Source organism: Rheinheimera sp. UJ51 (assembly GCF_020819615.1).
Classification (GTDB): domain Bacteria; phylum Pseudomonadota; class Gammaproteobacteria; order Enterobacterales; family Alteromonadaceae; genus Alishewanella; species Alishewanella maricola.
Window position 1 is genome coordinate 328680 of the sequence record NZ_JAJHOG010000001.1, and the last position, 24874, is coordinate 353553.

25 protein-coding genes are annotated in these 24874 nt (G+C 46.4%); 7 read left to right on the forward strand and 18 right to left on the reverse strand.

Annotated features, from left to right (window positions below; translation table 11 throughout):
* Positions 1 to 43: 43 nt before the first annotated feature.
* The 4 genes from LMJ53_RS01425 (at position 44) to LMJ53_RS01440 (ending at position 3181) form a co-directional block, all read left to right on the forward strand.
* Complete coding sequence (locus LMJ53_RS01425) at positions 44 to 454, forward strand: DUF3429 domain-containing protein (protein WP_229584449.1); 411 nt, start codon at positions 44 to 46, stop codon at positions 452 to 454.
* 4 nt (positions 455 to 458) lie between these two features.
* The gene (locus LMJ53_RS01430) at positions 459 to 824 is read left to right on the forward strand and encodes a thiol-disulfide oxidoreductase DCC family protein (protein WP_229584450.1); all 366 of its coding nucleotides are present in this window, start codon (positions 459 to 461) and stop codon (positions 822 to 824) included.
* Between the two features lie 3 nt (positions 825 to 827).
* Positions 828 to 1178: a hypothetical protein gene (locus LMJ53_RS01435; RefSeq protein WP_229584451.1), complete on the forward strand. Its 351-nt coding sequence runs from the start codon at positions 828 to 830 to the stop codon at positions 1176 to 1178.
* A gap of 146 nt (positions 1179 to 1324) precedes the next feature.
* Entirely contained in the window at positions 1325 to 3181 is a 1857-nt protein-coding gene (locus tag LMJ53_RS01440; protein ID WP_229584452.1) for a M1 family metallopeptidase, read from the forward strand.
* A 3-nt stretch (positions 3182 to 3184) separates the two neighbouring features.
* Here the strand turns inward: LMJ53_RS01440 and chrA are convergent, their stop codons facing one another.
* The 7 genes from chrA to LMJ53_RS01480 all read right to left on the reverse strand — a co-directional run bounded on the left by chrA (position 3185) and on the right by LMJ53_RS01480 (position 11351).
* The gene (gene chrA / locus LMJ53_RS01445) at positions 3185 to 4384 is read right to left on the reverse strand and encodes a chromate efflux transporter (RefSeq protein ID WP_229584453.1); all 1200 of its coding nucleotides are present in this window, start codon (positions 4382 to 4384) and stop codon (positions 3185 to 3187) included.
* Between the two features lie 956 nt (positions 4385 to 5340).
* Complete coding sequence (gene arsJ / locus LMJ53_RS01450) at positions 5341 to 6531, reverse strand: organoarsenical effux MFS transporter ArsJ (RefSeq protein WP_229584454.1); 1191 nt, start codon at positions 6529 to 6531, stop codon at positions 5341 to 5343.
* Between the two features lie 23 nt (positions 6532 to 6554).
* Positions 6555 to 7559 (reverse strand): ArsJ-associated glyceraldehyde-3-phosphate dehydrogenase, encoded by a 1005-nt coding sequence (locus tag LMJ53_RS01455; protein WP_229584455.1) that lies wholly within the window; start codon positions 7557 to 7559, stop codon positions 6555 to 6557.
* Between the two features lie 119 nt (positions 7560 to 7678).
* Entirely contained in the window at positions 7679 to 8452 is a 774-nt protein-coding gene (locus LMJ53_RS17120) for a metalloregulator ArsR/SmtB family transcription factor (RefSeq protein WP_420778837.1), read from the reverse strand.
* A 212-nt stretch (positions 8453 to 8664) separates the two neighbouring features.
* Positions 8665 to 9717, reverse strand: coding sequence for an aldo/keto reductase (locus LMJ53_RS01470; RefSeq protein ID WP_229584456.1), 1053 nt, complete (start codon positions 9715 to 9717; stop codon positions 8665 to 8667).
* A gap of 193 nt (positions 9718 to 9910) precedes the next feature.
* On the reverse strand, positions 9911 to 10423 hold the full coding sequence (locus tag LMJ53_RS01475; protein ID WP_229584457.1) for a GNAT family N-acetyltransferase: 513 nt from the start codon (positions 10421 to 10423) through the stop codon (positions 9911 to 9913).
* Between the two features lies 1 nt (position 10424).
* Positions 10425 to 11351 carry a M14 family metallopeptidase gene (locus LMJ53_RS01480; protein ID WP_229584458.1) on the reverse strand — a complete coding sequence of 309 codons (927 nt, stop codon included), beginning with the start codon at positions 11349 to 11351 and terminating at the stop codon, positions 10425 to 10427.
* 295 nt (positions 11352 to 11646) lie between these two features.
* Here LMJ53_RS01480 and LMJ53_RS01485 point away from each other — a divergent pair, with 295 nt between their 5' ends.
* From LMJ53_RS01485 to LMJ53_RS01495, 3 genes are all read left to right on the forward strand, one after another.
* Positions 11647 to 11853 (forward strand): helix-turn-helix domain-containing protein, encoded by a 207-nt coding sequence (locus LMJ53_RS01485; protein WP_229584459.1) that lies wholly within the window; start codon positions 11647 to 11649, stop codon positions 11851 to 11853.
* 156 nt (positions 11854 to 12009) lie between these two features.
* Positions 12010 to 12354: a hypothetical protein gene (locus LMJ53_RS01490; RefSeq protein ID WP_229584460.1), complete on the forward strand. Its 345-nt coding sequence runs from the start codon at positions 12010 to 12012 to the stop codon at positions 12352 to 12354.
* A gap of 57 nt (positions 12355 to 12411) precedes the next feature.
* A complete protein-coding gene (locus LMJ53_RS01495; protein ID WP_229584461.1) occupies positions 12412 to 13245 on the forward strand; it encodes an ion transporter in 834 nt (277 codons plus the stop codon).
* Between the two features lie 61 nt (positions 13246 to 13306).
* Here the strand turns inward: LMJ53_RS01495 and LMJ53_RS01500 are convergent, their stop codons facing one another.
* The 11 genes from LMJ53_RS01500 to tkt all read right to left on the reverse strand — a co-directional run bounded on the left by LMJ53_RS01500 (position 13307) and on the right by tkt (position 24743).
* Positions 13307 to 13915, reverse strand: a complete 609-nt coding sequence (locus LMJ53_RS01500; RefSeq protein WP_229584462.1) for an ACP phosphodiesterase — start codon at positions 13913 to 13915, stop codon at positions 13307 to 13309.
* Between the two features lie 77 nt (positions 13916 to 13992).
* Positions 13993 to 15258, reverse strand: coding sequence for a tetratricopeptide repeat protein (locus tag LMJ53_RS01505; protein WP_229584463.1), 1266 nt, complete (start codon positions 15256 to 15258; stop codon positions 13993 to 13995).
* 4 nt (positions 15259 to 15262) lie between these two features.
* Positions 15263 to 15880 (reverse strand): energy transducer TonB, encoded by a 618-nt coding sequence (locus tag LMJ53_RS01510; RefSeq protein WP_226751877.1) that lies wholly within the window; start codon positions 15878 to 15880, stop codon positions 15263 to 15265.
* Positions 15881 to 15882: 2 nt separating this feature from the next.
* Positions 15883 to 16287, reverse strand: coding sequence for an ExbD/TolR family protein (locus tag LMJ53_RS01515; protein ID WP_226751876.1), 405 nt, complete (start codon positions 16285 to 16287; stop codon positions 15883 to 15885).
* 12 nt (positions 16288 to 16299) lie between these two features.
* Positions 16300 to 16827, reverse strand: a complete 528-nt coding sequence (locus LMJ53_RS01520) for a MotA/TolQ/ExbB proton channel family protein (protein ID WP_229584464.1) — start codon at positions 16825 to 16827, stop codon at positions 16300 to 16302.
* The gene (locus LMJ53_RS01525; RefSeq protein WP_229584465.1) at positions 16827 to 18194 is read right to left on the reverse strand and encodes a MotA/TolQ/ExbB proton channel family protein; all 1368 of its coding nucleotides are present in this window, start codon (positions 18192 to 18194) and stop codon (positions 16827 to 16829) included. The genes LMJ53_RS01520 and LMJ53_RS01525 overlap by 1 nt, the downstream gene beginning before the upstream one ends.
* Positions 18195 to 18200: 6 nt before the next feature.
* Positions 18201 to 18971, reverse strand: a complete 771-nt coding sequence (locus LMJ53_RS01530) for a DUF3450 domain-containing protein (protein ID WP_229584466.1) — start codon at positions 18969 to 18971, stop codon at positions 18201 to 18203.
* Between the two features lie 244 nt (positions 18972 to 19215).
* Positions 19216 to 20280, reverse strand: coding sequence for a class II fructose-bisphosphate aldolase (gene fba, locus LMJ53_RS01535; RefSeq protein WP_229584467.1), 1065 nt, complete (start codon positions 20278 to 20280; stop codon positions 19216 to 19218).
* 53 nt (positions 20281 to 20333) lie between these two features.
* A complete protein-coding gene (locus tag LMJ53_RS01540) occupies positions 20334 to 21515 on the reverse strand; it encodes a phosphoglycerate kinase (RefSeq protein WP_229584468.1) in 1182 nt (393 codons plus the stop codon).
* Between the two features lie 22 nt (positions 21516 to 21537).
* A complete protein-coding gene (gene epd / locus LMJ53_RS01545) occupies positions 21538 to 22545 on the reverse strand; it encodes an erythrose-4-phosphate dehydrogenase (protein WP_229584469.1) in 1008 nt (335 codons plus the stop codon).
* A 200-nt stretch (positions 22546 to 22745) separates the two neighbouring features.
* Positions 22746 to 24743, reverse strand: a complete 1998-nt coding sequence (gene tkt / locus LMJ53_RS01550; protein WP_229584470.1) for a transketolase — start codon at positions 24741 to 24743, stop codon at positions 22746 to 22748.
* Between the last annotated feature and the right edge of the window lie 131 nt (positions 24744 to 24874).

Sequence of the window (24874 nt, forward strand, 5' to 3'; positions counted from 1 at the left end):
ACCTGCCCTTTGCGTAAAACCAGCATCGAGGTTGGAGAGTGTTATGATTGCTATTCTTGGCTATGCCGGGTTAATTCCTTTTGTTTTTTTACCATTAGCCAGCTTGGTGTGGCCATTACTCGCACCCGCGCAAGCCATGTTGTTATTTCAGTTTTACAGCTGTTTAATTTTAGGTTTTATGGCAGGCGTATTATGGCCGGTATTACATCAGCCTAAAGTGGCTACACAGCAAGCCTTAGCAGCGGTCAGCTTCCCTGTAATTAGTTTTTTAGCTTTAGCGCTGTTGCCTGCTTACAGTGTGCTGATCCAAGCGGGCTTATTTTTAGCATTAAGCTTTTATGAGCATTTTTCCGGTATTAGCCAACAGTATCAGCAAAGTTACCGCACACTGCGCTATCAGTTAACGGCTGTAGTGGTGCTAAGTCATCTGGGGTTTTACTTTTTTTATGGATAAGCAAATGACCTTAAACCCGGCGCAAGCCGCCTTATTTTTTGATGGTAGCTGTAAGTTGTGTCGGCATGAAATCAATTGGTTAGGCCCTAAGCTAAAGGGAAAAATGCAACTGGTGGATATTAGCCAGCCCGATTTCACAGGCTTTAACGGCGCCAGTAAAATGCAAATGATGCAGCAAATTCATGTTTGGGATGGCCAGCAATTTCTGATAGGTTTAACTGCCACACTGTTTTATTGGCGCCTTGCTGGTTTAAGGCTATTACCGGCTATTTTAGCTTTTCCGTTGTTCCGCCCCATAGCCAATTGGGCTTATCAGTATTGGGCGCGTAAACGCTTAAACTGCACTGACGGCCAGTGTGAGATAAAATAGCCAATGCGTCCTCCTCGTCACCGTGTGCGCACCAAAGCTCAGCAACAATCCGACTGGCAGTTACTGCAATTACATGCGCGCATTGCCGATAAACTGTTGGCCAATCCTGAGCTGGCCACTGCCCTTTTAGAGAAGTTAGAACTGCGCTATCAAACCGGTTTAATTAAGCATTGGGGCTATATTCGTTGGCACAGTATTCTAACCATGATGCATGAGCCTGAGATCTTTAAACAGGCCTTACTTGAAGACAGTGACAGTATGCGCCGGCTGCGCCGCAAAACGCTGTTAACCGGCATCCTGACCGAGCAAGAGCGCGAAAATTTGCTACTGGAGCAGCAAACTGAAACTGACTAAGCATCACCTAGCTTAAGCGCAAAAAAATTTACCATGCGCCTATACGCGCTTTAGGTAGTTGAGCAAACAGATAGCCGTCTTGTGTTGGCGCCAGCTTTGGCCGTACACTGCAAATCTTCATTTTTGATACTCTTGCAGGAACCACTATGTTTGTGCGCCCGCTAATATTCGCATGCTTACTGTTACTCGTCAGCCCTTTTACTCAAGCAGCTCAGGTAAAAGATAGCTATACCTATGCCAACCTAGAAGAAGTACGCGTTAGCCATTTGTACTTAGATTTACAGGTCGATTTTCAAAAGCAGGCCTTAATCGGTTTTGCTGAGCTTACACTGGATTGGCAACAACAAGAGCGTAATCAGATTCTGCTCGATACCCGCGATTTAGACATTAAACAGGTGTATGCCCGTCGTGCTGATGGCCAGTGGCGACAAGTGCCTTTTCAGCTTGCTGCGCGCGATGCGGTACTCGGCAGTAAACTGACCATTACACCGCGTTTTCAGCCGAAAAAAATTCGTATTCAATACCAATCTACTCCGGCCGCGTCAGGCTTGCAGTGGCTGACTAAAGCGCAAACCGCCGGTAAAACGCAGCCGTTTATGTTTAGTCAAAACCAAGCTATTCATGCCAGAAGCTGGATCCCAATTCAAGATAGCCCCGCACTGCGCTTAACTTACACGGCGCGTATTCAAACCGATCCTGAACTGCTGGCGGTGATGAGCGCCCCCAACTCACCAAGCGCCGAGCGCAGCGGTGATTATCGCTTTAACATGCCACACCCCATCCCGCCCTATTTGTTAGCGTTGGCTGTTGGTGATTTGCACTTTAAAGCGATGAGCGAGCAAACCGGTGTGTATGCCGAGCGTTATATTTTAGAGGCGGCGGCCAAAGAGTTTGCTACCACCCAACAAATGATTGCTGCCACAGAACAGCTTTACGGTGCCTACCGTTGGGGCCGGTACGATTTATTGATTTTACCGCCCAGCTTCCCGTTTGGTGGTATGGAAAACCCAGTGCTGTCGTTTATTACCCCCACGGTGGTGGCTGGCGATGGCAGTTTAGTGAATTTAATTGCGCATGAGTTAGCGCATTCTTGGTCCGGTAACTTAGTGACCAATGCGACTTGGCAAGATCTCTGGCTAAATGAAGGCTTCACCTCTTATGTAGAAAACCGCATTATGGAGCAGGTGTTTGGTACTGATCGTGCGCTAATGGAGCAGGCCTTGTCGGTGCAAGATTTAATGCAAGAGCTGCCCCGTTTAGCCGCTGATGACACTCGGCTTTATCTGGATTTAAAAGGCCGTGATCCAGACGATGCTTTTACTGGCGTACCCTACACCAAAGGCCAACTGTTTTTAATGTTTTTAGAACAGCGCTTTGGCCGTGCGGATTTTGACGCTTTTGTGCGCCAATACTTTGCCGACCATGCCTTTCAAAGTATTACCACCGCAGAATTTGAACGCTATTTAACCGCGAATTTACTGCAAGCCCACCCGGGTAAAGTTAGCAGCGAAGAGGTGCAAGAGTGGATCCACGGTAGCGGTTTGCCTGCCAGCTCGCCTCAGCCGCAGTCGGATGCATTTTTACGTGTGCAGCAATACAGCAATGCTTGGCGCTCAGGCTTAACGGCCCTTACCGAGATCCCCACCAGCGAGTGGACGGTGCACGAATGGCTGTATTTTATTAATAACTTGCCACTTGATATCAACCTTGGGCAATTGCAGCAGTTAGACAGTGCCTTTGCGCTTACGCAATCGAGTAACAGTGAAATTGCGCATGCTTGGTTTTTATTGGCGTTAAAAACCAATTACACCGCGGTGTTACCGGCACTTGAGGGCTATTTGCTGAAGATTGGTCGGCGTAAGCTGATTCTGCCGCTGTATAAACAACTGGCCAGCACGCCAGAGGGGTTAGCACTGGCACGCAAAGTGTATCAGCAGGCTCGCCCTGGCTATCATCCCCTAGCGCAAGGCAGTGTTGATGAGATCTTAAAACTCGCTAACTAAGCCTTAGCCAATTAGCGTTAAAAGCGCGCCCAAAGCGCCGCCAGCCAGCACCAGTTGCCAGGCTGGCCGGCGCCAAAATTGCAACGCCACAAACCCACCAAGTGCAATAGCCAGATCAACGGCAGTAAAAATACTGTTTTGCCAAATGGGCTGATACAAGGCTGCCAATAAAATACCGGTTACGCTAGCCCCTACCCCGGCCATTACTCGGCTGATAGTGGCAGAGCTGCGCAATTGCTGCCAATAGGGTAATACCGCCGCCAGCACTAAAAATGACGGTAAAAAGATGGCTAAAAGGGCTAATATCCCGCCAGTAACGCCCGAAACGGTGCCGGTATTTGCGGCTCCAAGAAAAGCCGCGAAGGTAAAGAGTGGGCCTGGTACCGCCTGTGCAGCGGCATAGCCTGCTAAAAAGGTGTCGGCATCAACCAGGCCATTTGGCACCACTTCTGCTTGTAATAACGGGAGTACTACATGACCACCGCCAAACACTAAGGCACCGGCGCGGTAGAAGGATTCAAACAGCGCTAACGCAGCGCTGGGATACAACTGTACCCATAACGGCAAGCCGATTAACAACAGCATAAACAGTAGCCCAAAGCCTTTGGCGGCAGTTCTTGAGATCTTCAAGGGTAAGGCGTTGCTGCTGCTCGGCTCGGGTGCTAACCACAGATAGCCTAACAAGCCACCAAGTACAATTACCGCAGGTTGTAACCAAACAAGCGGGAATACCAATAGCAGCAATGTGCTGATTGTCATAATGCTGATTTTTGTTTTGGTGTTACACAGGTTTTTTGCCATGCCCCAGACGGCATGGGCAACGACAGCAACGGCTACCAGCTTTAAACCATGCAGCACGCCTTGTGTGAGCACGCTTTGTAATAGCGGTAAGCTTACACTAAAGGCAATGAGTAATGTGGCAGAAGGTAAGGTAAAGCCTAACCACGCAGCCAAAGCGCCGCGGTAATGGCCACGCAGCAAGCCAATGGCTAAACCCACTTGGCTACTGGCGGGGCCAGGTAAAAACTGGCACAGCGCAACGAGTTCGGCATAATCACGCTCGCTAAGCCATTGGCGTTTTTCAACGAATGCGTGACGAAAATAGCCCAGATGCGCCACGGGGCCTCCAAAGGAGGTAATCCCAAGTACGAAAAAGATCCGGAACAAGCTCCAGAAGCTGCTGTGTGATGCGGTTTCAGTCATGGTTAACCTGTGATAGCGTTTTCATTATTATTAAGCAACGGCCCTTAGCTGCGTTTTTAGCGTCAGTTTACACAACGCTGCAAGCGTTGATGCACCCGGTGGCTAAACGCGACGTACAACTTTTCCGGGTACACTGTGGATACATTTTCGTTCAACTATTGCTGCGAGTTCAGCTCATCCGGTGACCCAGTACTCCGTACACCTTCGCTGGGGCACGCCGTAAATACCTGCCTGTAGGCTCCACTTTGGCATCCATGCCAAAGACGTCCCCAGCAAAGGGTACTGCGCACTTGACACCTCGTTTGATATTTATGTGTCATCTAAGCTGAAACAAACATTATAAGATGCTTACCGTTACAGAACGCCATGTATAACGTTATTTTTTAAAGGTATTTTCTAGCCAAGTAGCGAGCCGATATTGCTAAGCAAAGCGTCTCCGGCATGGATGCCTGACAAATTAGTCTGGAACGAATTTGGACAGCTCTGCTGGCCCGAAGGGTGAATATCATGGACGATATTCACAATGGAGCCTCCAGGGACGGATTCACGGCGTACCTCAGAAAAAATGGACGTAGCTCCTCGCAGTATTCAATTAACAAAACTTTTTTATGTCGCGGCAAGTTGTGGCATATATCTATTCACCTATTGCTTTAAGTTTTGTGCGTCCGGTGGCTAAACGCGACGTACAACTTTGCCGGGGCACGCTGTGGATACATCCTTGTACGCTCCTGTTTTTCATCCCTGAAAAACACGTCCCCTTGCAAAGTGTACTCTGCGTTTACCACCTCGTTTTATACTGCTACTTAAACCAGAATGCATGATGAAACACCCATCAGGATGAGGGACGTAGCTCCTCACCGTATTCAATTCACAAAACTTTTTTATGTGCAAAAATTCACAAGCACACTACAGTGAAACAGCTGATGGTGTAATTTTGTATGTCACACTTCATTTATTTATTGCAGTTTTAATCGCCAAGTACACCACACCGCCCCGAGTAACAGCAAACCGGATAACCACAAACACGCCACTAACCCATAACTTTGGTATGCCCAGCCTGATAGTAAGGTTCCAGCTAAACGCCCGGCGGCATTGGCCATATAATAAAAGCCTACATCCAGCGACACGCCATCACGATTAGCACTGGCAACAATTAAGTAGCTATGTAAGCTCGAGTTAATGGCAAAAAACACACAGTAAAGCAATAAACCACACAACAGCGCGAGTAATGGCTGAGCGCTATACAGCATGGCGACACCTATTAACCAAGGCAACAAGGCTAACAGCAGTACCCAATTAAGTGCTGTACTGGCCGTTGGCGGCGCTTGCTTATTGCTGCGGGTAAGCTTGGGGGTAAACGCCTGCACTATGCCATAGGCAATAACCCAACTGGCTAAAAACGCCCCCACTGCACTTTGTGACCAACCGGCAATGCTCGCTAGATACAACGGCAACGCAATCACAAACCATACATCGCGCGACGCAAATAAACAAAAACGTGCCGCCGATAACCAATTTAAACTGGCACTTTTAGACAGCAGCTCTGTAAATTTCGGTTTAAAGCTTTTTTTGCCAAGATCCTGTTTCAGCAAGACTAAACTTAACAGCCATACCAGCAACAAACTGCCTGCCATCGCCGCCATCGCGCCTTGAAAACCTAACCAGGCTAATAACACCCCGCCTAAAAAGAACCCCACGCCTTTAAGGGCATTTTTAGAGCCGGTTAATAGCGCCACCCACTTGTATAACGCGCCTTGCGCTTCATCGGGTAACAGCAGCTTAATGGCACTTTTTGCGCTCATTTTATTTAGATCTTTGGCAATACCTGACAACGCCTGCGCCGCCATCACCCACAGCACGGTAAGCTGTGCCGTGGGGAGCAACAACATGCTAAGTGCGATAATTTGCAGCAACAGCCCCAGATTCATGGTTTTGTTTAACCCCAAACGCGCACCTAGCCAGCCCCCCACTAAATTGGTGACAATGCCAAAAAACTCATAGAACACAAATAACGAGGCGATGGCCAGTGGGCTGTAACCTAACTGATAAAAGTGCAGCACAATGAGCATGCGCAGCGCCCCATCGGTTAAGGTAAAGGCCCAGTAATTACCGGTTACAATTAAATATTGCCGTACATCTGCGTTCATGCTGCTCTCTGCTGCAAAATGGCTTATTTGGCCAAGCCAACTAATTTGGCTAACTCAACGGTGCGATTGGCATAGCCCCATTCATTGTCATACCACGCATAAATTTTTACTTGGGTACCGTTTACCACCATGGTGGAAAGCGCATCAATAATGCTCGAACGCGGATCGGTTTTGTAATCTACGGACACTAACGGCCGCGTTTCATAGCCTAAAATACCGGCCAACTCGCCTTCTGCCGCCGCTTTAAGTAGCGCATTGACTTCTTCTGCTGTAGTGGCACGTTCTACTTCAAATACACAGTCTGTGAGTGACGCATTGGCCAGTGGCACACGCACGGCATGCCCATTTAAACGGCCTTTTAGCTCAGGGAAAATTTCGGTAATTGCCGTGGCCGAGCCGGTAGTCGTGGGTATTAAACTGCTGCCACAAGCCCGCGCGCGGCGTAAGTCTTTATGCGGCGTATCTAAAATAGATTGGGTATTGGTTAAATCATGAATAGTGGTAATGGCACCGTGTTTAATGCCTAATGTTTCGTGGATCACTTTTACCACTGGCGCTAAACAGTTAGTTGTACAACTTGCGGCAGTTACAATCTGATGCAGCGCCGGATCGAATAAATGCTGATTCACCCCCATCACCACATTTAACACACCGGCTTCTTTAACAGGCGCGCTAACCACGACCCGTTTTACCCCTTGATCTAAATAGGCTTGCAGCAGCGCCTTGCTTTTCATTTTACCCGAGGCGTCGATTACCACATCACAGCCCGACCAATCCGTGTCAGCAATGGCTTTATTGGCGGTTACCTTGATGTGCTGCCCTTTGATTATCATGGCATCGTCATTGGCCGTGGCCTCATGTTGCCAACGGCCATGTACCGAATCAAAGTTAACTAAGTGCGCAAAGGTGGCTGCGTCGGCCGCCGGATCGTTAATTTGCACAAATTCAAACTCAGGCCAGTCAAAGGCTGCGCGCAGTGCTAAGCGGCCGATGCGGCCAAAACCGTTAATTCCTACTTTAATTGTCATTATGCTGTCCTGTTTTTCATTAACATTATTCAGTTTCGACTGTTGCGGCCGTTTTTAAACTTTTGCCAGCCACAATGCCAAGCGCTTAAAACTCTGTGGTGACTTTATGCAGCGCCACGTTATTCACTACAACATTGACTGTCACGCGTTGGACGATCGCCCATAGCCGCAAGATTCGCTTGTAACGGCGTGAGTAAGGCTTGCTGCGCGACCGCCGTCTGCTCAAGGCAAGCTTGCGCCCACGGCGCTAAGGTTGGATTTAGACGGTAATACACCCACTGCCCCTGACGACGGTCGAGCAGGACCGCGGCTTTTCGCAGCATTGCCAAGTGGCGTGAAATTTTGGGCTGGGTATCTTGTAAGGCGGTAGTGAGCTCACAAACACATAATTCTTGCTCGGCCATAATTAATAACAACGCATTTAGCCGGGTTTCATCGGCCAGTAATTTAAAAAAATTCAATGGGGTTAAGGGTTTGTGCTGATGCTGTCGATCGTATAGCAGCACAAACATACTTAAGCGCTCGGCTAATTGATGAAGTGTGGTTTCAAAAGCATGAGAATCAGAGCTTTGCTTTGGATCGCTAAAATCCCAAGCCAATAAGTGCTTAGCGGTGATTTCGTTGGCGCACTCTGCCGTTGTTTTATTGCATAGCACAATCGCATAATCAAAATTGATATGCCGATATTTACTGAGGGGTTTGGCGTACAAACCCTCGGTACTGATACCCTGAGCGGCTAAAGTACTTAAAGCGCGAGGATCGGCAACAGCAGGCGCACTACCAGCACTGTATGCTGTAAAACGATCCGCATATTTATGCCGAGCTAAGCCTTCCGCTAAAATAGAACGCGCCGAATTCTCGGTGCAAATAAACAGTAGAGTGGGTAATGTCACAATTATTCACATATGAAAAAACGAATATGCGAATTATTTTATATTTGTTTATTGAAACTGCAAGCCTAAAACGCAAAGTTCATCAAACTGTCACATAACACATTTTGAAACGAACCCGTCGTTACCGACTTTAGGCATACTGAGATAAAGAAACGATCCACCATCAGCTCCAAGCATAGGCTCAGTGCTGATGGTTAAAGTAGAAGGGAAATTTAAAAGGTCTGTGGATGCCGTTGTAACCAATCGTTCATGGCATCAAGTACTGCAGGTTTTAGCGGTATGGCAAAAGCCGCAATATTTTCCTGTAATTGTTGAGTGTTAGTGGCACCGATTATCGTGGAGGTAACGCCGACAACTTGATTGGTCCAGCTTAATGCTAGCTGCGTTGGACTGATGCGAAAATTCGCCGCCAGTGCAACAAAGTCAGCGATCGCTGCATTAGATTGTGCGGTATCTCGAAATAAGCCATTACGCTGAGCGATAGACCAGCGACTGCCGGCAGGTCGCGCCCCGCCGAGATATTTACCCGACAATGCCCCACCCGCCAAAGGCGACCAAGGCAGGTATGCCAATTGCTCATGCTGACATTGCTCTAACAAATAAGGCCAGTCTTTGGTGTGCAGCGGGCCAAATTCGTTTTGTACGGAGACCATTCGAGGCAAGTTATGCTGCATACTTAACTGCAAATATTGGCTGATCCCCCACGGGGTTTCATTTGACAAGCCACAATAACGGATTTTACCGGCCTGCACTAAATCAGCCAGAGTCTGCAAAATCGCTAAGATTTCATCTTGTTGCTGCTGCACATTGACCGCGGCAAAATTGATGCGGTTAACCGCATGCTTACCAAAATGTGGAGATGTGCGATTCGGCCAATGTAATTGATATAAATCGATGTAGTCGGTATTTAAGCGGCTAAGTGAGCCCTCAACGGCTGTGATGATACTTTGCGGGCTGATCGGGCTACCGTTACGAATATGACTAATACCATTACCGGCAATTTTGCTGGCAATAATCAACTTATCGCGCTGCGCAGCATGGCGGCTTAACCAATTACCCAAAATTCGCTCTGTGGCACCATAGGTTTCTGGACGTGGTGGAATAGCGTAAAGCTCAGCAGTATCAATAAAGTTGACACCAGCCTCTATCGCCAATGCTAACTGCGCATTGGCATCTGCCTGGGTATTTTGCTGGCCCCAAGTCATGGTGCCTAAGCAAACTCGAGATACACTAAGATCGCTGCTACCTAATGGTGAATACTGCATGTTTGTCTCTGAATTTATTCAAATAAAGCGACTATAGCAGATTACTCTGCATTTTAGTGACTCGTTGCGGCGCTACTGTAGATGTTACAAGCAGGCAATAAGGCTAAAGCCCCAGAGACTAAAAGCCAACAAGCCAGTTTTTAGCAGCTGCACCCGCAGCAGAGCTCAGTTTGATATACGCATAACTAAAAAATTAGCCACTGGTTAAAGGCTTCTGCATATACACTGCATCTAAGCCATAACTATGCAAAGCGCACTGGGCGTTTTCGGCTAACAGCCTGTGCGTAATAAAGCCCTGTTTATGCCAAAAACGCTGCGATTTTTGAACAGCAACTAAGGCTAAACATGGCAGCGATAAAGCAGCCGCATGCTGCTCAGCTTGTTTTAACAGTATGGCGGCAATACCTTTACCCCGCGCAGCCTCACTAACGGCCAGATCATGCAGGTACAATAGATCCGCTGCCGCTGCGCGCTCGAATTGACTGGCTAAAACAGTCACATGTTGCGTCAGCGCAGGATAACTGAATAAATAGCCAAGTAACTCACCTGCCGTATTTTCGGCCAACCAGCAACTTTCTGCCGCCACCTTTAAACGCGCACCGAGTAACGCCGGTGGCTCATATAAATCGTCGCTATAGCAGTGATCTTGCAAGGCAACCACCTTAGCAAGATCATCCACTTGCAGCAGACGGATCCTGACATCCATGCTAGCTCGCTTGCCTAACAAAGTTTAAAGCAGCACAAATCGCGGTAACTTGTGCCATAACGCATTGTTCAGGCATGGCACTGGGGCTGTCTGGATACACTTCAGTGGTGGTCACATATGGGGCCTCTGTAACACGACCGCATAAACCCAAGGCTTTCTTTGGATAATTGATCACCCCCGGTTGTACCATAGGATCACCAATTAACTCACCGTTTTCGTCCGGCGGCGCGATATGCGTTACCTTGGCGACTTCATTTATAATCGCTTGCTGAAATGCCGGCTCGGGTCGCTCTGTATCGCCAACGAGGTAAAAACCATCCGGAATGTTCCAATTGGTATTGACGGTGCCATCGCGCGCAGCTTTTGCTGGGCGAAACTCCGTATTATCACTGTCGGTGGTTTCATGTAAATCAATGTGTAACAAAGGGGTGATACCCAGTCGCTGTAAATACTCACGTAAATAACGTGCTTCGTCACTTGCACTATCACCGCTAAATGAGCGATTTGGATCCACCGCCAAAGGGCTCCAGCGATTAATCGTTTCATAGGCCCAAGGGCTGATACAAGGTGCAATCAACAGATTAAAATCAGCTAAATACGCTGCAGCATGCTGCGCCGCAAATCGCAAAGCGCCATGCACACCACTGGTTTCATAACCATGTACGCCACCGGTAATTAACGCTAAGGGTTTATCGTCTCGCCAATCACGACTCTTTAAAATATAAAGCGGGTAACAAGCAAAACCTTGCGCTTGATAATCAACCTCACCATATTGCTCTCTCTCGAAATGCGCATCGAGCGTGGCGAATGACGCTAACACATCCTGCTGATAACTGCGTTGTACTTTTTGTAACGCCAACCATTGTTGTTTCTCAGCCGCTTGCCAAGGCTGGCCTAAACGGCCAATCGGGTAATATACTTCTGTCATAATGTCCTCTGTTAGCGCTGCTATCTAACATCACTGTTTAAATTGTATAACAGTTTAAATTGCCATAACTAGCCTACCTGAAAGCGGCTGCAAGGCCCAGATCATAGAATGTTATTACGACAATAATCTACGGCAAAGAATAAAATTAAGCCTGACAGCGAGCTGTCGCTATATTGGCATAAGCTTGTCGTCACTAAAAACCCACCGCCCCTTGCCTAGACGTATTAATACGGGTTTACTTGGGTTTGTTCACATTAACTGACAAGATTATTGAGAATTTGAATAAGGGCTTATTATGGATATCGTAGCTGAAAAGCTAAAAGCACTAAGGCTAGAGCAAGGACTATCACAGGAGCTATTAGCCAAACAAAGTGGCTTGAGCCTCAGAACCATCCAAAGATTAGAACGAGATGGTGGGGGTTCCGCTGAAACATTATTATCGTTATCTGCTGCTTTTAATATCGCCCCTAATAAACTGCGTAAAAATAATACCTTACCTTAAACTACTTGGTCTTTGGCAAGCAGTAGCTATCGTATTATTACGTTAGTCTTACTGTTAATCATTTTGGCATCTGTCATCATTATCGCTTCACAACGTCAGCTTTTCATTTATTTTGACATGATCTCAGCTATTTTTTTATTGGGTTTTATCAGCTTAATGACACTACTTGCAGCAGGTTTTACCGGTTTCATACAAAGCCTGTTAGGTGTGCGCTTTTTATTTAGTCATCATCTATTTGGAAAAGAAAGTATGATAAATCTCGCTAACCTTTATCGTTTCCAATACCGACTTTGTTACAGTGCCGCTTTTTTATGCAGCTTACTGGGGCTAATAAGCGTGTTTTACTACGAAAGTACCTTAAAGCAAAACGTATTATCGGCCGGGATAAGTGTGTTATTGATAAGCTGGTTGTATGCGGCCATTTTGGCAGAAGTTATCTTGCGCCCACTGATATTTAAATTAAGCCATGCTATTACACTGCAAAACAAGGACGACGCTTGAGTCGAAAGCCTAGTACTGCTAGGCTAGTTTATGAGTAAAACGAGCACTTTAATCTCTATGAATAAAAGAAATTGGCTGGCAAAACAAATAGATCCTTCGTCATGGCGTCAAGAAGGGCTATCGCCATTCAATTTATTTATATGCGTTGTCATTGTACTTTCCACAATCTTCGCCATTTTAGAAACAGAACCCTTATTAACAGAGGCTTACCCTGAATACTTTGTTTTAATTAATCAGATATTATTAATCATATTTTCTACTGAGTTAGCCTTACGTATCTATATTGCGCCTTATGGGCATGGTGAGCAGGGAATTAGCCGTTGGCGCTTTATTTTTTCTGGCTGGACTTTGCTGGATATCTTAGTGCTGTTAACTTTTATGCCATTGTCCGAAGATTTACCGCTGTTGGTGATTCGTTTGATGCGCGTTTTCCGTATTCTGCGTCTATCCCGGCTGACACGCTTTAATTACTCCCTCACTTTACTGCTGCAATCCATTCGTAAACGGCAAACCGAATTGGGGATCAGCTTTCTGATAGCCCTTTTATTACTGTTACTCACGTCGATATTGTTATATTTGGTGGAAGGGAGAAGTAATCCAGCAGACTTTGGCAGTATCCCGCGTACCATGTGGTGGTCAATTGCCACACTCACCACTGTGGGCTATGGCGATGTTACCCCGCTTTCGCCACTGGGTAAGTTTTGTGCCGGAATTACCGCGTTAATTGGTATTGGTTTAGTCGCCATGCCAACGGGTATATTGGCGGCCGCTTTTAGCGATGCTTATCAACAAGCCCGCGAACATAAAGCACAACACTTAAAACATTTAGAAGAGAGAAGAGCCGCGGAAGCCAGCAAACTGGCTGAGCAGCAAAAACATACCGAAGGCTAAAACCATACCGCTTTAAAGAAATAACCATTTGCAGGCTTGATAGGCGTTTGCAAGGCACTAGCTAACGCTGCGCGGGCATGATAATCGGCTCTAAAGCCTGTTGTCGCACATGTTGTTGTAACCTGGGGTAAAAGTCTAAAAATACCTGTTCAAGCTCAGTATAGCGCGGAGTAATTTCAGTAATAATACCGGCGAATTGATTGGCAAAACGAATTCGCTGAGCAATCCTATCTAACGCCATGCCGACTCGAGGTAATTGCTGGTAGCTTTCAAACCAATCTTGCTGTCGCACTTTTTGCATAGTCCACAACATCTGCGCTGGCATTAGAGGCTCCGCATGGGCTAATTGCTGGTAGAGCGCTAACTTAGCGCGACTAAAAGGTTCTGCATAAAAGCGAGACCAATGTACTGTTAAAAAGTGGTCAAATAATACATCCAAAGCCACCCCAGCAAAGCGCCGCCTTGTCGGTGAAAATTGCCGTTTAGCCAGACAAATAGCATTATCTGCATCAGTAAAGGCATCTACTGCTCGATGATTAGCAAGGCCGGCTTTAATTGAGAGGGCAAGTGAAACAAGGCATACGCCTTTAGAGAAGTCTCCCAACAAATTCCCCACTAACGATGACGCTGTAGGCTGTGCTAGAGCCAGATGTGCCAAATAGTTCATCATTACCTGTAATACAAAATTGCTTAAACAATTTGATAAAAAAACCCGCTATTTAGCGGGTTTTTTAGTAAGCGTATCAATTATAAGCTGATGTTTTTCACTCGCGCTTTTTCATTGATGTAGCTCTGCCAACTACGTGTTTGACGCTCAGTTGCTGGATCCCGCTTGGCCGCTTGCAATGCAGCATTTGCTTCGCGATATTTACCTTGATAGAAGTAAGCTTCCATCAAGCTCATATGGATCTTACCGGCATCACGTGAATCAATGGCTAAAGAGGCATCAAAAGCTTTAATGGCATCGTTGTACTTTTGGATGGCTAAGTAAGCCATACCTTGGCGACGATACGCATCAGCTTCATTGGTCATTTTAGCTAATTCACCGTAGTACTCAGCGGCTTTACCAAATTCACGAGCAGCTTGGAAGTTAGATGCAATGGCATTTAACATGGTACGATCTTTTTTGATCTTACCGCTTTTCATGTATTTTTCGTAAATCGCTGCCGCTTTATGCGGAATGTTGTTATTTGCATACATTTGTCCAAGCGTTTTCAGCTCAGACTCTGATTGCAAATAACCATTGTTGTAAGCAATTTGCAGAGCACTTAACGATTTTTGGTAATCTTCAACTAAGGTATAAAAGTTACCTAAATAAACCCAGTATTGGCGTTCTTCAGGAAACAGTTGCACCATGGTTTCTACCGTTTCTACCGTTTTCGGGTAGTTTTTAGACTCATACAAGGCGCCCATTTTCAGCATGTAATACTGTTTGTTAGGCTGTTTGGCATAACGAATAGCATTATCAATTGGAGTCAGGACGTTTTTGTAATCACCTAGTTGGTAATAAGCATTCGCAACACGCAGATAAACATCTGGGTCTTGCTCACCGGTAAACTTCATCCAAGCTTCATAGTTTTTAATCGAGTCTTTGTGCATGCTTTCCATTGACTGCAAATCTGCAACCAACCTTAGCGATGCGGAGTGATCCGAAAAACTTAATAAGTCAGATTTAACGGCTTGTTCAAGATACTTGATCGCTTGCTTAGTGTCTTTAGAGGCATATAAAGACCCGATAAAACGTGCTAAAAACGCATTATCGAAATCATTGCCACCACGAACTTCTTGCAATACTTGCAAGGCTTCGTCAATTTTCTCTTCGCTGTAAAGCTCATAAGCTTTAGTTACAGCGCGACCTACCCGCTCACCAGGTAACTGCGTTTTACGGTTTTTGCGTTCTTCAATGCGCGCCCTGTCAGCATCAGTAATGTTAACCTGTGCCATTGCTGGTACAGAAAAACTAAAACTGGCGGCAACGATCAGAGCTGAGGTTAATAAAGATAATTTTTTCATTTCTTTAATCTCCCTGTTGCATATCTAAGCTGAAATCTAGCTGTACTTGTTGGCCAGGCTGGCGCATTGGCTTGCCATCAACAACTTTCGGGCTGTATTTCCAACGACGCAGTGCACGGATAGCTTCACGGTCAAATACGCGACGTGGTTCGGCTTCAATCACTTCAACCTCATCCACACTGCCGTCTTCCATGATAGTAAAGCTTAAACGTACCCAGCCTTGTAAGCCGTCACGCGCTGCTTGCACAGGATACCGAGGTTCAATACGTACGATAGGCGTTGCATCACCATCACGTAACAATGAGCCTGGATCACCTAACCCCGTGTTTGCACCCAGATCAAGACCTGGCATATTGAACGACACAGCACCTGCAGTGTTGCTCATTTCTGGCTCCGGCTGCTGCTGCTTAGGCGGCTGGGCCGGTGGTGGTGGCGGTGGCGGTGGTGGTGGAGTCCGCGTCTGTGTATCTGAATCCGGCGGTGTCGTATTAATCTCTATAATAATACGCTCCTGCTCAGGAGGACGCCGCTCGCCGCTGCCCTCAATGAGCAGCGCCATAATCAGAAACAACAGGAACGTTACCACGGCACCGATAATTAACGATGTTAGGAAACGTACCATAATTAGTTATTCTCCCCAGCAACAGTAATAACAAGCGACGGATCAGCTGCTTTAATCTGGTCCATAACTTCCATTACTACACCGTGTTTCGATTCTTTGTCTGCCTGAATGATAATGGTATCAGTAGGTGACTCAGCTCTTAACCGCTCGATGTTCGCAGAAACCCGCTCTACATCAACCGGACGCTTGTCCATCCAAACTTCACCGTTAGCACGGATAGCAATAAAGATTGTCGCACTAGGCTTTTTAGTGGCCTGGGCCGCTTCAGGTTTGTTGACATCGATACCCGCTTCTTTCACGAAAGAAGTCGTAACGATAAAGAAGATCAACATAATGAAAACGATATCCATCATCGGCGTAATGTCGATTGCGGCTTCTTCGTCTTCGCGTATACGTTTACGTGCCATAAAAATTCTCTCTTAATGATGCGGTAAGCTGTCTACGAGATCAGCTTTCTCTCGTTTGACTTTAACTTCCAGCCGCGAACTGAAAAATACACCTGACAAAGCCGCAACCATACCCGCCATTGTCGGGATAGTTGCCATGGAGATACCCGCCGCCATTGTGCGAGGGTTACCAGTACCTTGGGTGGCCATGATATCGAACACCGCAATCATACCCGTTACCGTTCCAAGCAGACCCACTAATGGGCACATTGCAACCAGTGTCTTAATCAGTAACATTCTTTGATCGAGTTGATCCGTCGCTTCAGAAATCCAGCAATCACGGACTTTATGCGCATACCAGGAAGTTGTATCTTCCCGAGCATCCCACTTAGCAATGATTTCCCGTTTCATCTTAGTAAAGATTGAAGTGACATACCAGTAACGCTCTATCATCAATACCCACATGACGAAGAGCACTATGGCGACAACGTACAGGACGTTGCCTCCCGTATGGATAAAATCCTGTACTGATTCCCACAGCCCTACTAGCTGGAGATTCATTAGGCTTTCTCCTTCTCCGCGTGAGCAGCAACAATACCCGCGCTTTGCTCATCTAGAACTTGTAGAATTGATTTAGCACGTGACTGTACGATGCTGTGAACGAACAACAATGGTAAAGCACAAATCAGACCTAGAGCAGTGGTTACCAATGCTAAAGAGATTGAACCTGCCATCAGTTTCGGGTCACCTGTACCGTATAACGTGATTTGTTGGAACGTTAAAATCATACCGATTACTGTACCTAATAGACCCATTAACGGTGCTACTGCAGCAAACAGTTTGATTAAGCCGATACCGCGATCAACCGCTGGGGTTTCACGTAGGATGGCTTCGTCTAACTTAAGCTCTAAGTTTTCAACATCAGCTGATTTGTTGTCGTGGTAAACTTTCAGGATACGACCCAGTGGGTTTTTCTCTGATGGTGCACCCAGGTTTTTCAGCTGTGCACGCATTTTGCCGCCAACAGAAGCTAATACTAGGATACGCTCTAAAGCAATCAGTAAACCGATAGCTAATAATACGGTGATCAAATAACCAACCGTGCCGCCCTGATGGTAGTATTCCATCAATGTTGCGCGCTGTTGGTTTAAACGTAACAGTGAGTTACCTTTAGTTGGATCCACATACATACCCGCTAATTCACCAGCACCTGCGCTGTTAAATGCAGCAACTGAGCTTTGGATTTTAGACTGTGGTGCACGACCCAGTGGCTGGATTTGGTCAGTATCAACGTTACGGATCAAATAATCAGTCGCTGTGGTTAAGTGGAAAGAACCCAAACGAGTTACACGTTGTGTAGAAGTACCACCGGCTAACTCAACCACTTCAGCGTCAAATTTTGAAATTTTAGCTGATTCAGTCATTTCAGTTAACATAGCCACCCACAGGTCTTCCATCTGATCTAAGGTTGGAAGTTCAGTTGCTGCAGCGATTTCACGTAATGGTACATCACGGCCAGGATATTCGGCGCTGATGATTGAACTGCTGATGGTACCCAGTGTTTTGTTGGCTGTTTGACGAACCACACCGAATACTTCACCCATAGTACCTAAAGCGCTTTGTAACTCTTGTTGCTTTTGGGCGATAAGGATGTCGTTTTGAGCATATTCTTGCTGTAAACGTTTACCACGAGCTTCTTGATCAGCTAAGGCTTTTTTCGCCGCATTTAATAATGCTTGCTTATCAGCACGCTCAGCTAAGAATGCACGCTCACGCTCTTGGTTAACGCGGCCTTCAACTGTACGTTGCTGTTGAATTTGTTGCAGTAATTGGTCTAACTTTTCGGTATTTGCTACCGCGTTGAAAGCTACTGACGCAGAAAGTGTAACTGCCGCAGCAACAACTAAACTTTTAATTGCCATTTTCATCTATTCTTACTCCGCTGCGAAAAGTGGTACACGATCCATTTCAAGCGTGGCTTCACGACGAGCCATCTTGATGAAATTACCTACTGAAGGTAAATAGGAAGCGTCTAATGAAACCCACTCGCCAGTGCTCTTATTGAACACCCAACCAGCGCTGCCATCTAAAGCGATTGCCATTAAAGATAAACGGCCTAAGTGAACGTAATCAACCGTAATTTCGCTACCGCCAGTGGTTAACGTGCCTTGGAAAGCCGCTAACTCGCTACCGTAACCCATTTCAATTTCATAGGCTTCAAGGATTTGACGGAATTGCTCTGAACGTTGTACGTCTGAGCGAGCCATCAATTCACGTAACCGCTCAATACGCTCTAAACGACGTTCAGTACGCAGTGGAATATCGGCTTTGATGAATTGCTCTAAAGAATCGATCATGCGGAACATGAGCGGAACTGTACCTTGGTTAGTCTTTTCAAGACCGTCAATCTGGCGTTGCACAGAGTTGATTTGACGTTGTTGGTCAGCAACTAAGGTAGCTAAGAAATCGTTGTATACTTTTAAGTTGTCTGTTTGGTCAACAACTACACGGTACTCACCTAACAATTCTTGAGCTTGCTCATAAATTGTGTTGATTTTCTCTTGTGACTGAACAGCAGCACGTTGAATTTGATTATTTGCTTGATGAAGATCTTTTAAGTCTGTTGCTGCAGCTGAACCAGCCAGCGCGAAGCTGCCTGCCAACGCAGAGGCCACAAGACTCATATGAGTTTTTTTATTAAACATAGTTCCCAACCAATGATTGCTGATTAACGTAACCTGATGTTGTAAGGGTCGCCGTTGATAACGACAGCAGACCCTCGTTTTAGAGGGTAAACCAACCGCATCATTACAGGTAAAAAGTAAGATGTCAACTGACAGACGCCCCTGAAACACCTGTATTTATGCGGGTTTTGTATGGTTTAACACCATTTTCTGAGTACCGATAAACTCATTATTAATTTTTTTTAACTCTTATTAATAACTCTGCTTATTTTATATGCGGCACTAATTTGCCTGCCGTATACAAATCTACCATCGCATCTAGAGATAATGGCTTAATTTTACTACCTTGGCCAGCACAGCCAAATGCCTCATAACGTGCAATACAGATATCAGACATCGCCTTCACAGATTCTTGTAAATACTTACGAGGATCAAATTCTGCAGGATGCTTTGCCATATAACGACGAATAGCACCCGTAGAGGCTAAGCGCAAATCAGTATCGATGTTAATTTTACGCACACCGAATTTGATTCCCTGCTGGATCTGTTCAACCGGAACGCCATAGGTTTCAGGAATAGCACCGCCATATTCATTGATAATCTCCAACCAGTCTTGCGGCACTGAAGAAGAGCCATGCATAACAAGGTGGGTATTTGGAATACGTTGGTGGATCGCTTTAATTCGGTCAATCGCCAGAATGTCGTCTGTTGGTGGCCGGCTAAACTTATAGGCACCATGAGAAGTACCACAAGCAATGGCTAAGGCATCAACATGTGTTTCGCGAACAAACTGTGCGGCTTCTTCCGGATCAGTAAGCATTTGATCGTGCGTTAGTTTACCCACTGCACCAATGCCATCCTCTTCACCCGCGTCGCCAGTTTCAAGCGAGCCCAAACAACCTAACTCGCCCTCAACCGATACACCACAAGCATGCGCTATTTCAACAACTTTGCGTGTTATATTCACATTGTAAGCATAGTCAGTTGGGGTTTTACCGTCTTCCGCTAGCGAGCCATCCATCATGACTGATGAAAAACCTAACTGAATTGAGCGTTGGCAAATACCTAATGAGGTACCGTGATCTTGATGCATTACAACCGGCACATGTGGAAACTCTTCCACCGCAGCTAAAATTAAGTGACGCAAGAAAGGTGCGCCAGCATATTTCCGCGCGCCTGCCGATGCTTGCACGATAACCGGACTGTCGGTTTTCTCAGCTGCCAGCATAATAGCGCGCATTTGCTCCAGATTATTCACGTTAAATGCCGGGATGCCGTAACCAAATTCGGCGGCGTGATCCAGCATTTGCCGTAATGATATCAGTGCCATGAGTTCCTCTCTTTTTTTGTTAGGTACAGTAGTAAGATTTTAGTTTAGTTATTTTAAGATTTTTTTGCACGTTCTTCTAAAATGGCGACCGCTGGTAAGGTTTTACCTTCTAAAAACTCCAAAAAGGCACCACCACCGGTTGAGATATAAGAAATATCTGCCGCTACACCATATTTATCAATTGCGGCTAAGGTATCTCCCCCACCTGCAATAGAAAACGCTGAGCTTTCTGCAATAGCGCGAGCTAAAGCTTCAGTACCTGCGCCAAACTGCGCAAATTCGAACACCCCAACAGGACCATTCCAGACTATCGTGCCGGCTTGTTTTAGTATAGCGGTAAGTTCTGCAATGCTGTCTGGTCCGATATCAAAGATCATGTCATCGTTGTTAACTGTAGCAACCGGTTTTAAAACCGCTACTGTATCAGCACTAAAGGCGCTACCCACCACGACATCTGTGGGTACAGGAATGTTGCCACCGCGCGCTTTTGCTTGAGCCATCAAGCGCTGCGCTTCTGGTATTAAATCATTTTCGCATAACGATTTACCGACATTATGGCCATTGGCGGCAATAAAGGTATTGGCAATACCGCCACCGACAATCAGTTGGTCCACAATATTGGATAACGATTCCAGTACCGTGAGTTTAGTTGACACTTTAGAACCACCGACAATAGCCACCAATGGCCGTTTCGGATTTTTCAGTGCTGCGGCTAAGGCATCTAATTCAGCGGTGAGCAAAGGGCCCGCACAGGCAACAGGTGCATACTTAGCCACACCGTGAGTAGACGCCTGTGCGCGGTGCGCAGTACCAAAAGCGTCCATCACAAAAACATCACATAATGCCGCTAACTTTTTTGCCAGCTCGTCATTGTTTTTGCCTTCGCCTTTATTAAAGCGCACGTTTTCAAAAACCACCACTTCACCAGCGTTAACCTCGATCCCCTCAAGATAATCGGCGACTAACCGCACAGGGACAGTGAGTGCTTTTGCTAAATAATCAGCCACGGGTTGCATCGATGAGGCGCTGTCAAAGACGCCTTCTTCAGGTCGGCCTAAATGCGACATCACCATCACTTTTGCACCCTTGCTTAATGCTAACTCTATGGTTGGCATTGCCGCTCTTAAGCGCGCATCTGAGGTAACAACCCCCTCACTAACAGGGACATTTAAATCTTCGCGGATTAAAACTCTTTTACCGCTAAGATCCAGTTCGGACATGCGAATTACTGACATTTTATTCTCCATTGCAAAAAGCTTACCCTGCCATAGCTCTGGCGGTATCCAACATACGATTGGCAAAACCCCACTCGTTATCGCACCAAACTAGACACTTAACTAAACGTTTATGACTAACCCGCGTTTGCGAGCCATCAACAATACAGGAATGTGGATCATGATTAAAATCGACAGAAACTAAAGGCTCTTCAGTATAATCGAGGATACCGCGCAATGCTTGTTGGCTGGCTTCGCGTAACACCCGGTTGATATCATGAATACTGACATCATGATCTAAGGTAACGCTTAAATCCATTGCCGTGACATTTAACGTAGGTACCCGCACCGCAATGGCCTCAAAACGGCCAGCTAAGTGTGGCATAATGCGTTCGATACCCAAGGCTAATTTGGTATCCACCGGTATAATCGATTGACTGGCCGCTCGCGTGCGGCGGAGATCAGGATGATAAGCGTCGATGACTTGTTGATCATTCATCGAGGCATGAATCGTCGTGATGGTACCGCTTTCCACACCAAAATGCTGATCGAGCACCTGAATCACCGGCACGATACAATTGGTGGTACAAGAACCGGCTGAAATAACTTGCATGCTCGGTTCGAGTAAATGCTGATTAATACCGTAAATAATAGTGGCATCAATGTCCGCTGCCGCGGGATGTGAAAATAACACTTGCTTGGCACCCGCATCGAGATGCCACTGTGCGTGCTCTCGGGTAGAAAAAATGCCGGTACACTCCAGTACCACATCCACTGCTAATTCGCGCCAAGGTAATTCCAACGGATCGGCCTGAGCAAATAACGCAATATTATCGCCAGCCACCGTTATCCCCCCCGCAAACGATTGCACAGCATAACCAAATCGACCATGCGAGCTGTCATACTTTAATAAATGTGCGACACCGGCTGCGTCGGCCAATTCATTAATCGCGACAACTTGGAATTGCTGTTGCCAGCCATTTTCATAAATGGCACGTAAGATATTGCGTCCAATACGGCCAAAGCCGTTTATTGCCAGTTTTATTGCCATAAACGTAACTGCAAGAACCTTATCTGCGGGTAATACTGTGCACCTAACGCGCCGTGCAAATATGAAATGAAGCAGGGTGATGATGCAAAACATCACCACCATACCTCATGCATCCTTGCCGGCGTAACGAGGCCTTGTTGGCCCCATTAGCGTTGATATGAACAGCACAGACTCAACATGAGCCGTTATAAAAGCTTAACTTAGCTCAGTAATTGCTGAGCTGCCTCAAGTACTTTTTCGGTAGTAATACCAAAGTGAGCAAATAATTGCTCTGCCGGGGCTGACTCACCAAAAGAGTTCATACCAATGATGGCACCGTTCAAACCCACATACTTATACCATGTATCTGTAATGCCCGCTTCTACCGCAACACGTTTGGTTACGGCTTTTGGCAAAACGGCTTCACGATATGCGGCATCTTGTTGCTCAAACACATCGGTAGAGGGCATGGAAACAACACGTACCGCTTTACCGTCAGCTTGTAATTGTTTTGCTGCTTGCATAGCCAGTTCCACTTCTGAACCTGTGGCAATAAAAATCAGCTCAGGTGCATCAGCGCTATCTAATAGCACATAACCACCGCGTTTAATCGCGTCTAATTGCTCAGCATTACGGGTTTGTTGCACCAAGTTTTGACGCGTAAAAATCAGGCTGCTTGGCCCTTCAGTTCGCTCAATAGCTTGTTGCCAAGCCACCGCTGATTCAACTTGGTCACAAGGACGCCAATTCATTAAATTAGGGGTAACACGTAAACTGGCTAGTTGCTCTACCGGTTGGTGTGTTGGACCATCTTCACCTAAACCAATGGAATCGTGCGTGTAAACAAAAATAACCCGTTGCTTCATTAATGCGGCCATGCGCACAGCATTGCGTGCATATTCCATAAACATTAAGAAGGTCGCACCATAAGGTACAAAGCCGCCATGTAAGGCAATACCATTCATCATGGCTGACATGCCAAACTCACGCACGCCGTAATAAACATAATTACCGCTGGCATCCTTGGCAGTCAGCGGCTTACTGCCCGACCAAATAGTTAGGTTAGAACCGGCTAAATCGGCCGAACCGCCCATAAACTCAGGCAATAAAGGGCCAAAATTATTTAGCGCATTTTGCGATGCTTTACGCGTGGCAATCGTTGCCGGGTTAGCTTGTAGCTTAGCAATATAGGCTTGGCTTTGCTCTGCCCAATTCGCCGGTAATGCTCCACTGCTGCGCCGTAAAAACTCCGCGGCTAAAGCGGGGTGAGCCGCTTGATAGCTAGCAAACAGTTGTTGCCACTTTGCTTCTGCTTGTTGGCCAGTGGTTTTCGCATCCCAATCTGCATAAATATCTGCTGGAATATCAAAAGGCGCATGGGGCCATTGTAAAAAGGCGCGAGCAGCGGCAATTTCGGCATCGCCCAGCGGTGCGCCATGACAATCATGGCTACCACCTTTATTAGGCGAGCCATAACCAATCACCGTTTTACAACAAATCAAGGTGGGTTTATCGGTAACCGCACGCGCTTGCTCAATGGCTGATTTTACTGCTTCAGGATCATGACCATCGACATTCGGCACAACGTGCCAGCCGTAGGCCTCAAAGCGCGCTGGAGTATTATCGGTAAACCAGCCTTCAACGTGGCCATCAATAGAAATACCGTTATCATCCCAAAAGGCTATCAGCTTACCTAAACCTAAAGTACCCGCTAAAGAACAGGCTTCATGCGAAATGCCTTCCATTAAGCAGCCATCGCCTAAGAACACGTAAGTAAAGTGATCAACGATATCAAAACCTGGCTGATTAAATTGTGCGGCTAAGGCTTTTTCTGCTAAAGCCATACCTACGGCGTTGGTAATCCCCTGCCCTAATGGACCCGTAGTGGTTTCTACACCAGGGGCATAACCGTATTCTGGGTGACCCGGGGTTTTAGAGTGTAATTGACGAAATTGTTTTAGATCGTCAATGCTTAACTGATAACCACTAAGATGTAATAAAGAATAAATCAGCATTGAGCCATGGCCGTTTGATAACACAAAGCGATCACGATCAGCCCAATTTGGATTGGTTGGGTTATGCTTCAAGTAATCCCGCCAGAGTACTTCGGCAATATCTGCCATGCCCATGGGTGCACCTGGGTGGCCCGATTTAGCTTGTTGTACCGCATCCATGCTGAGTGCACGGATAGCATTAGCAAGTTGTTTACGAGATGGCATGTTTACTCCTGAAAATTGGGCGCAAGGCAGGTTAAGCGCCTAGCTTGCTGCTTAAATTGCCACTATTTTCACTCAGCTGCCGGCAGATGGCAAATGTTAATCTTGCTAGATGCCTTTATTTCCTTGGCATC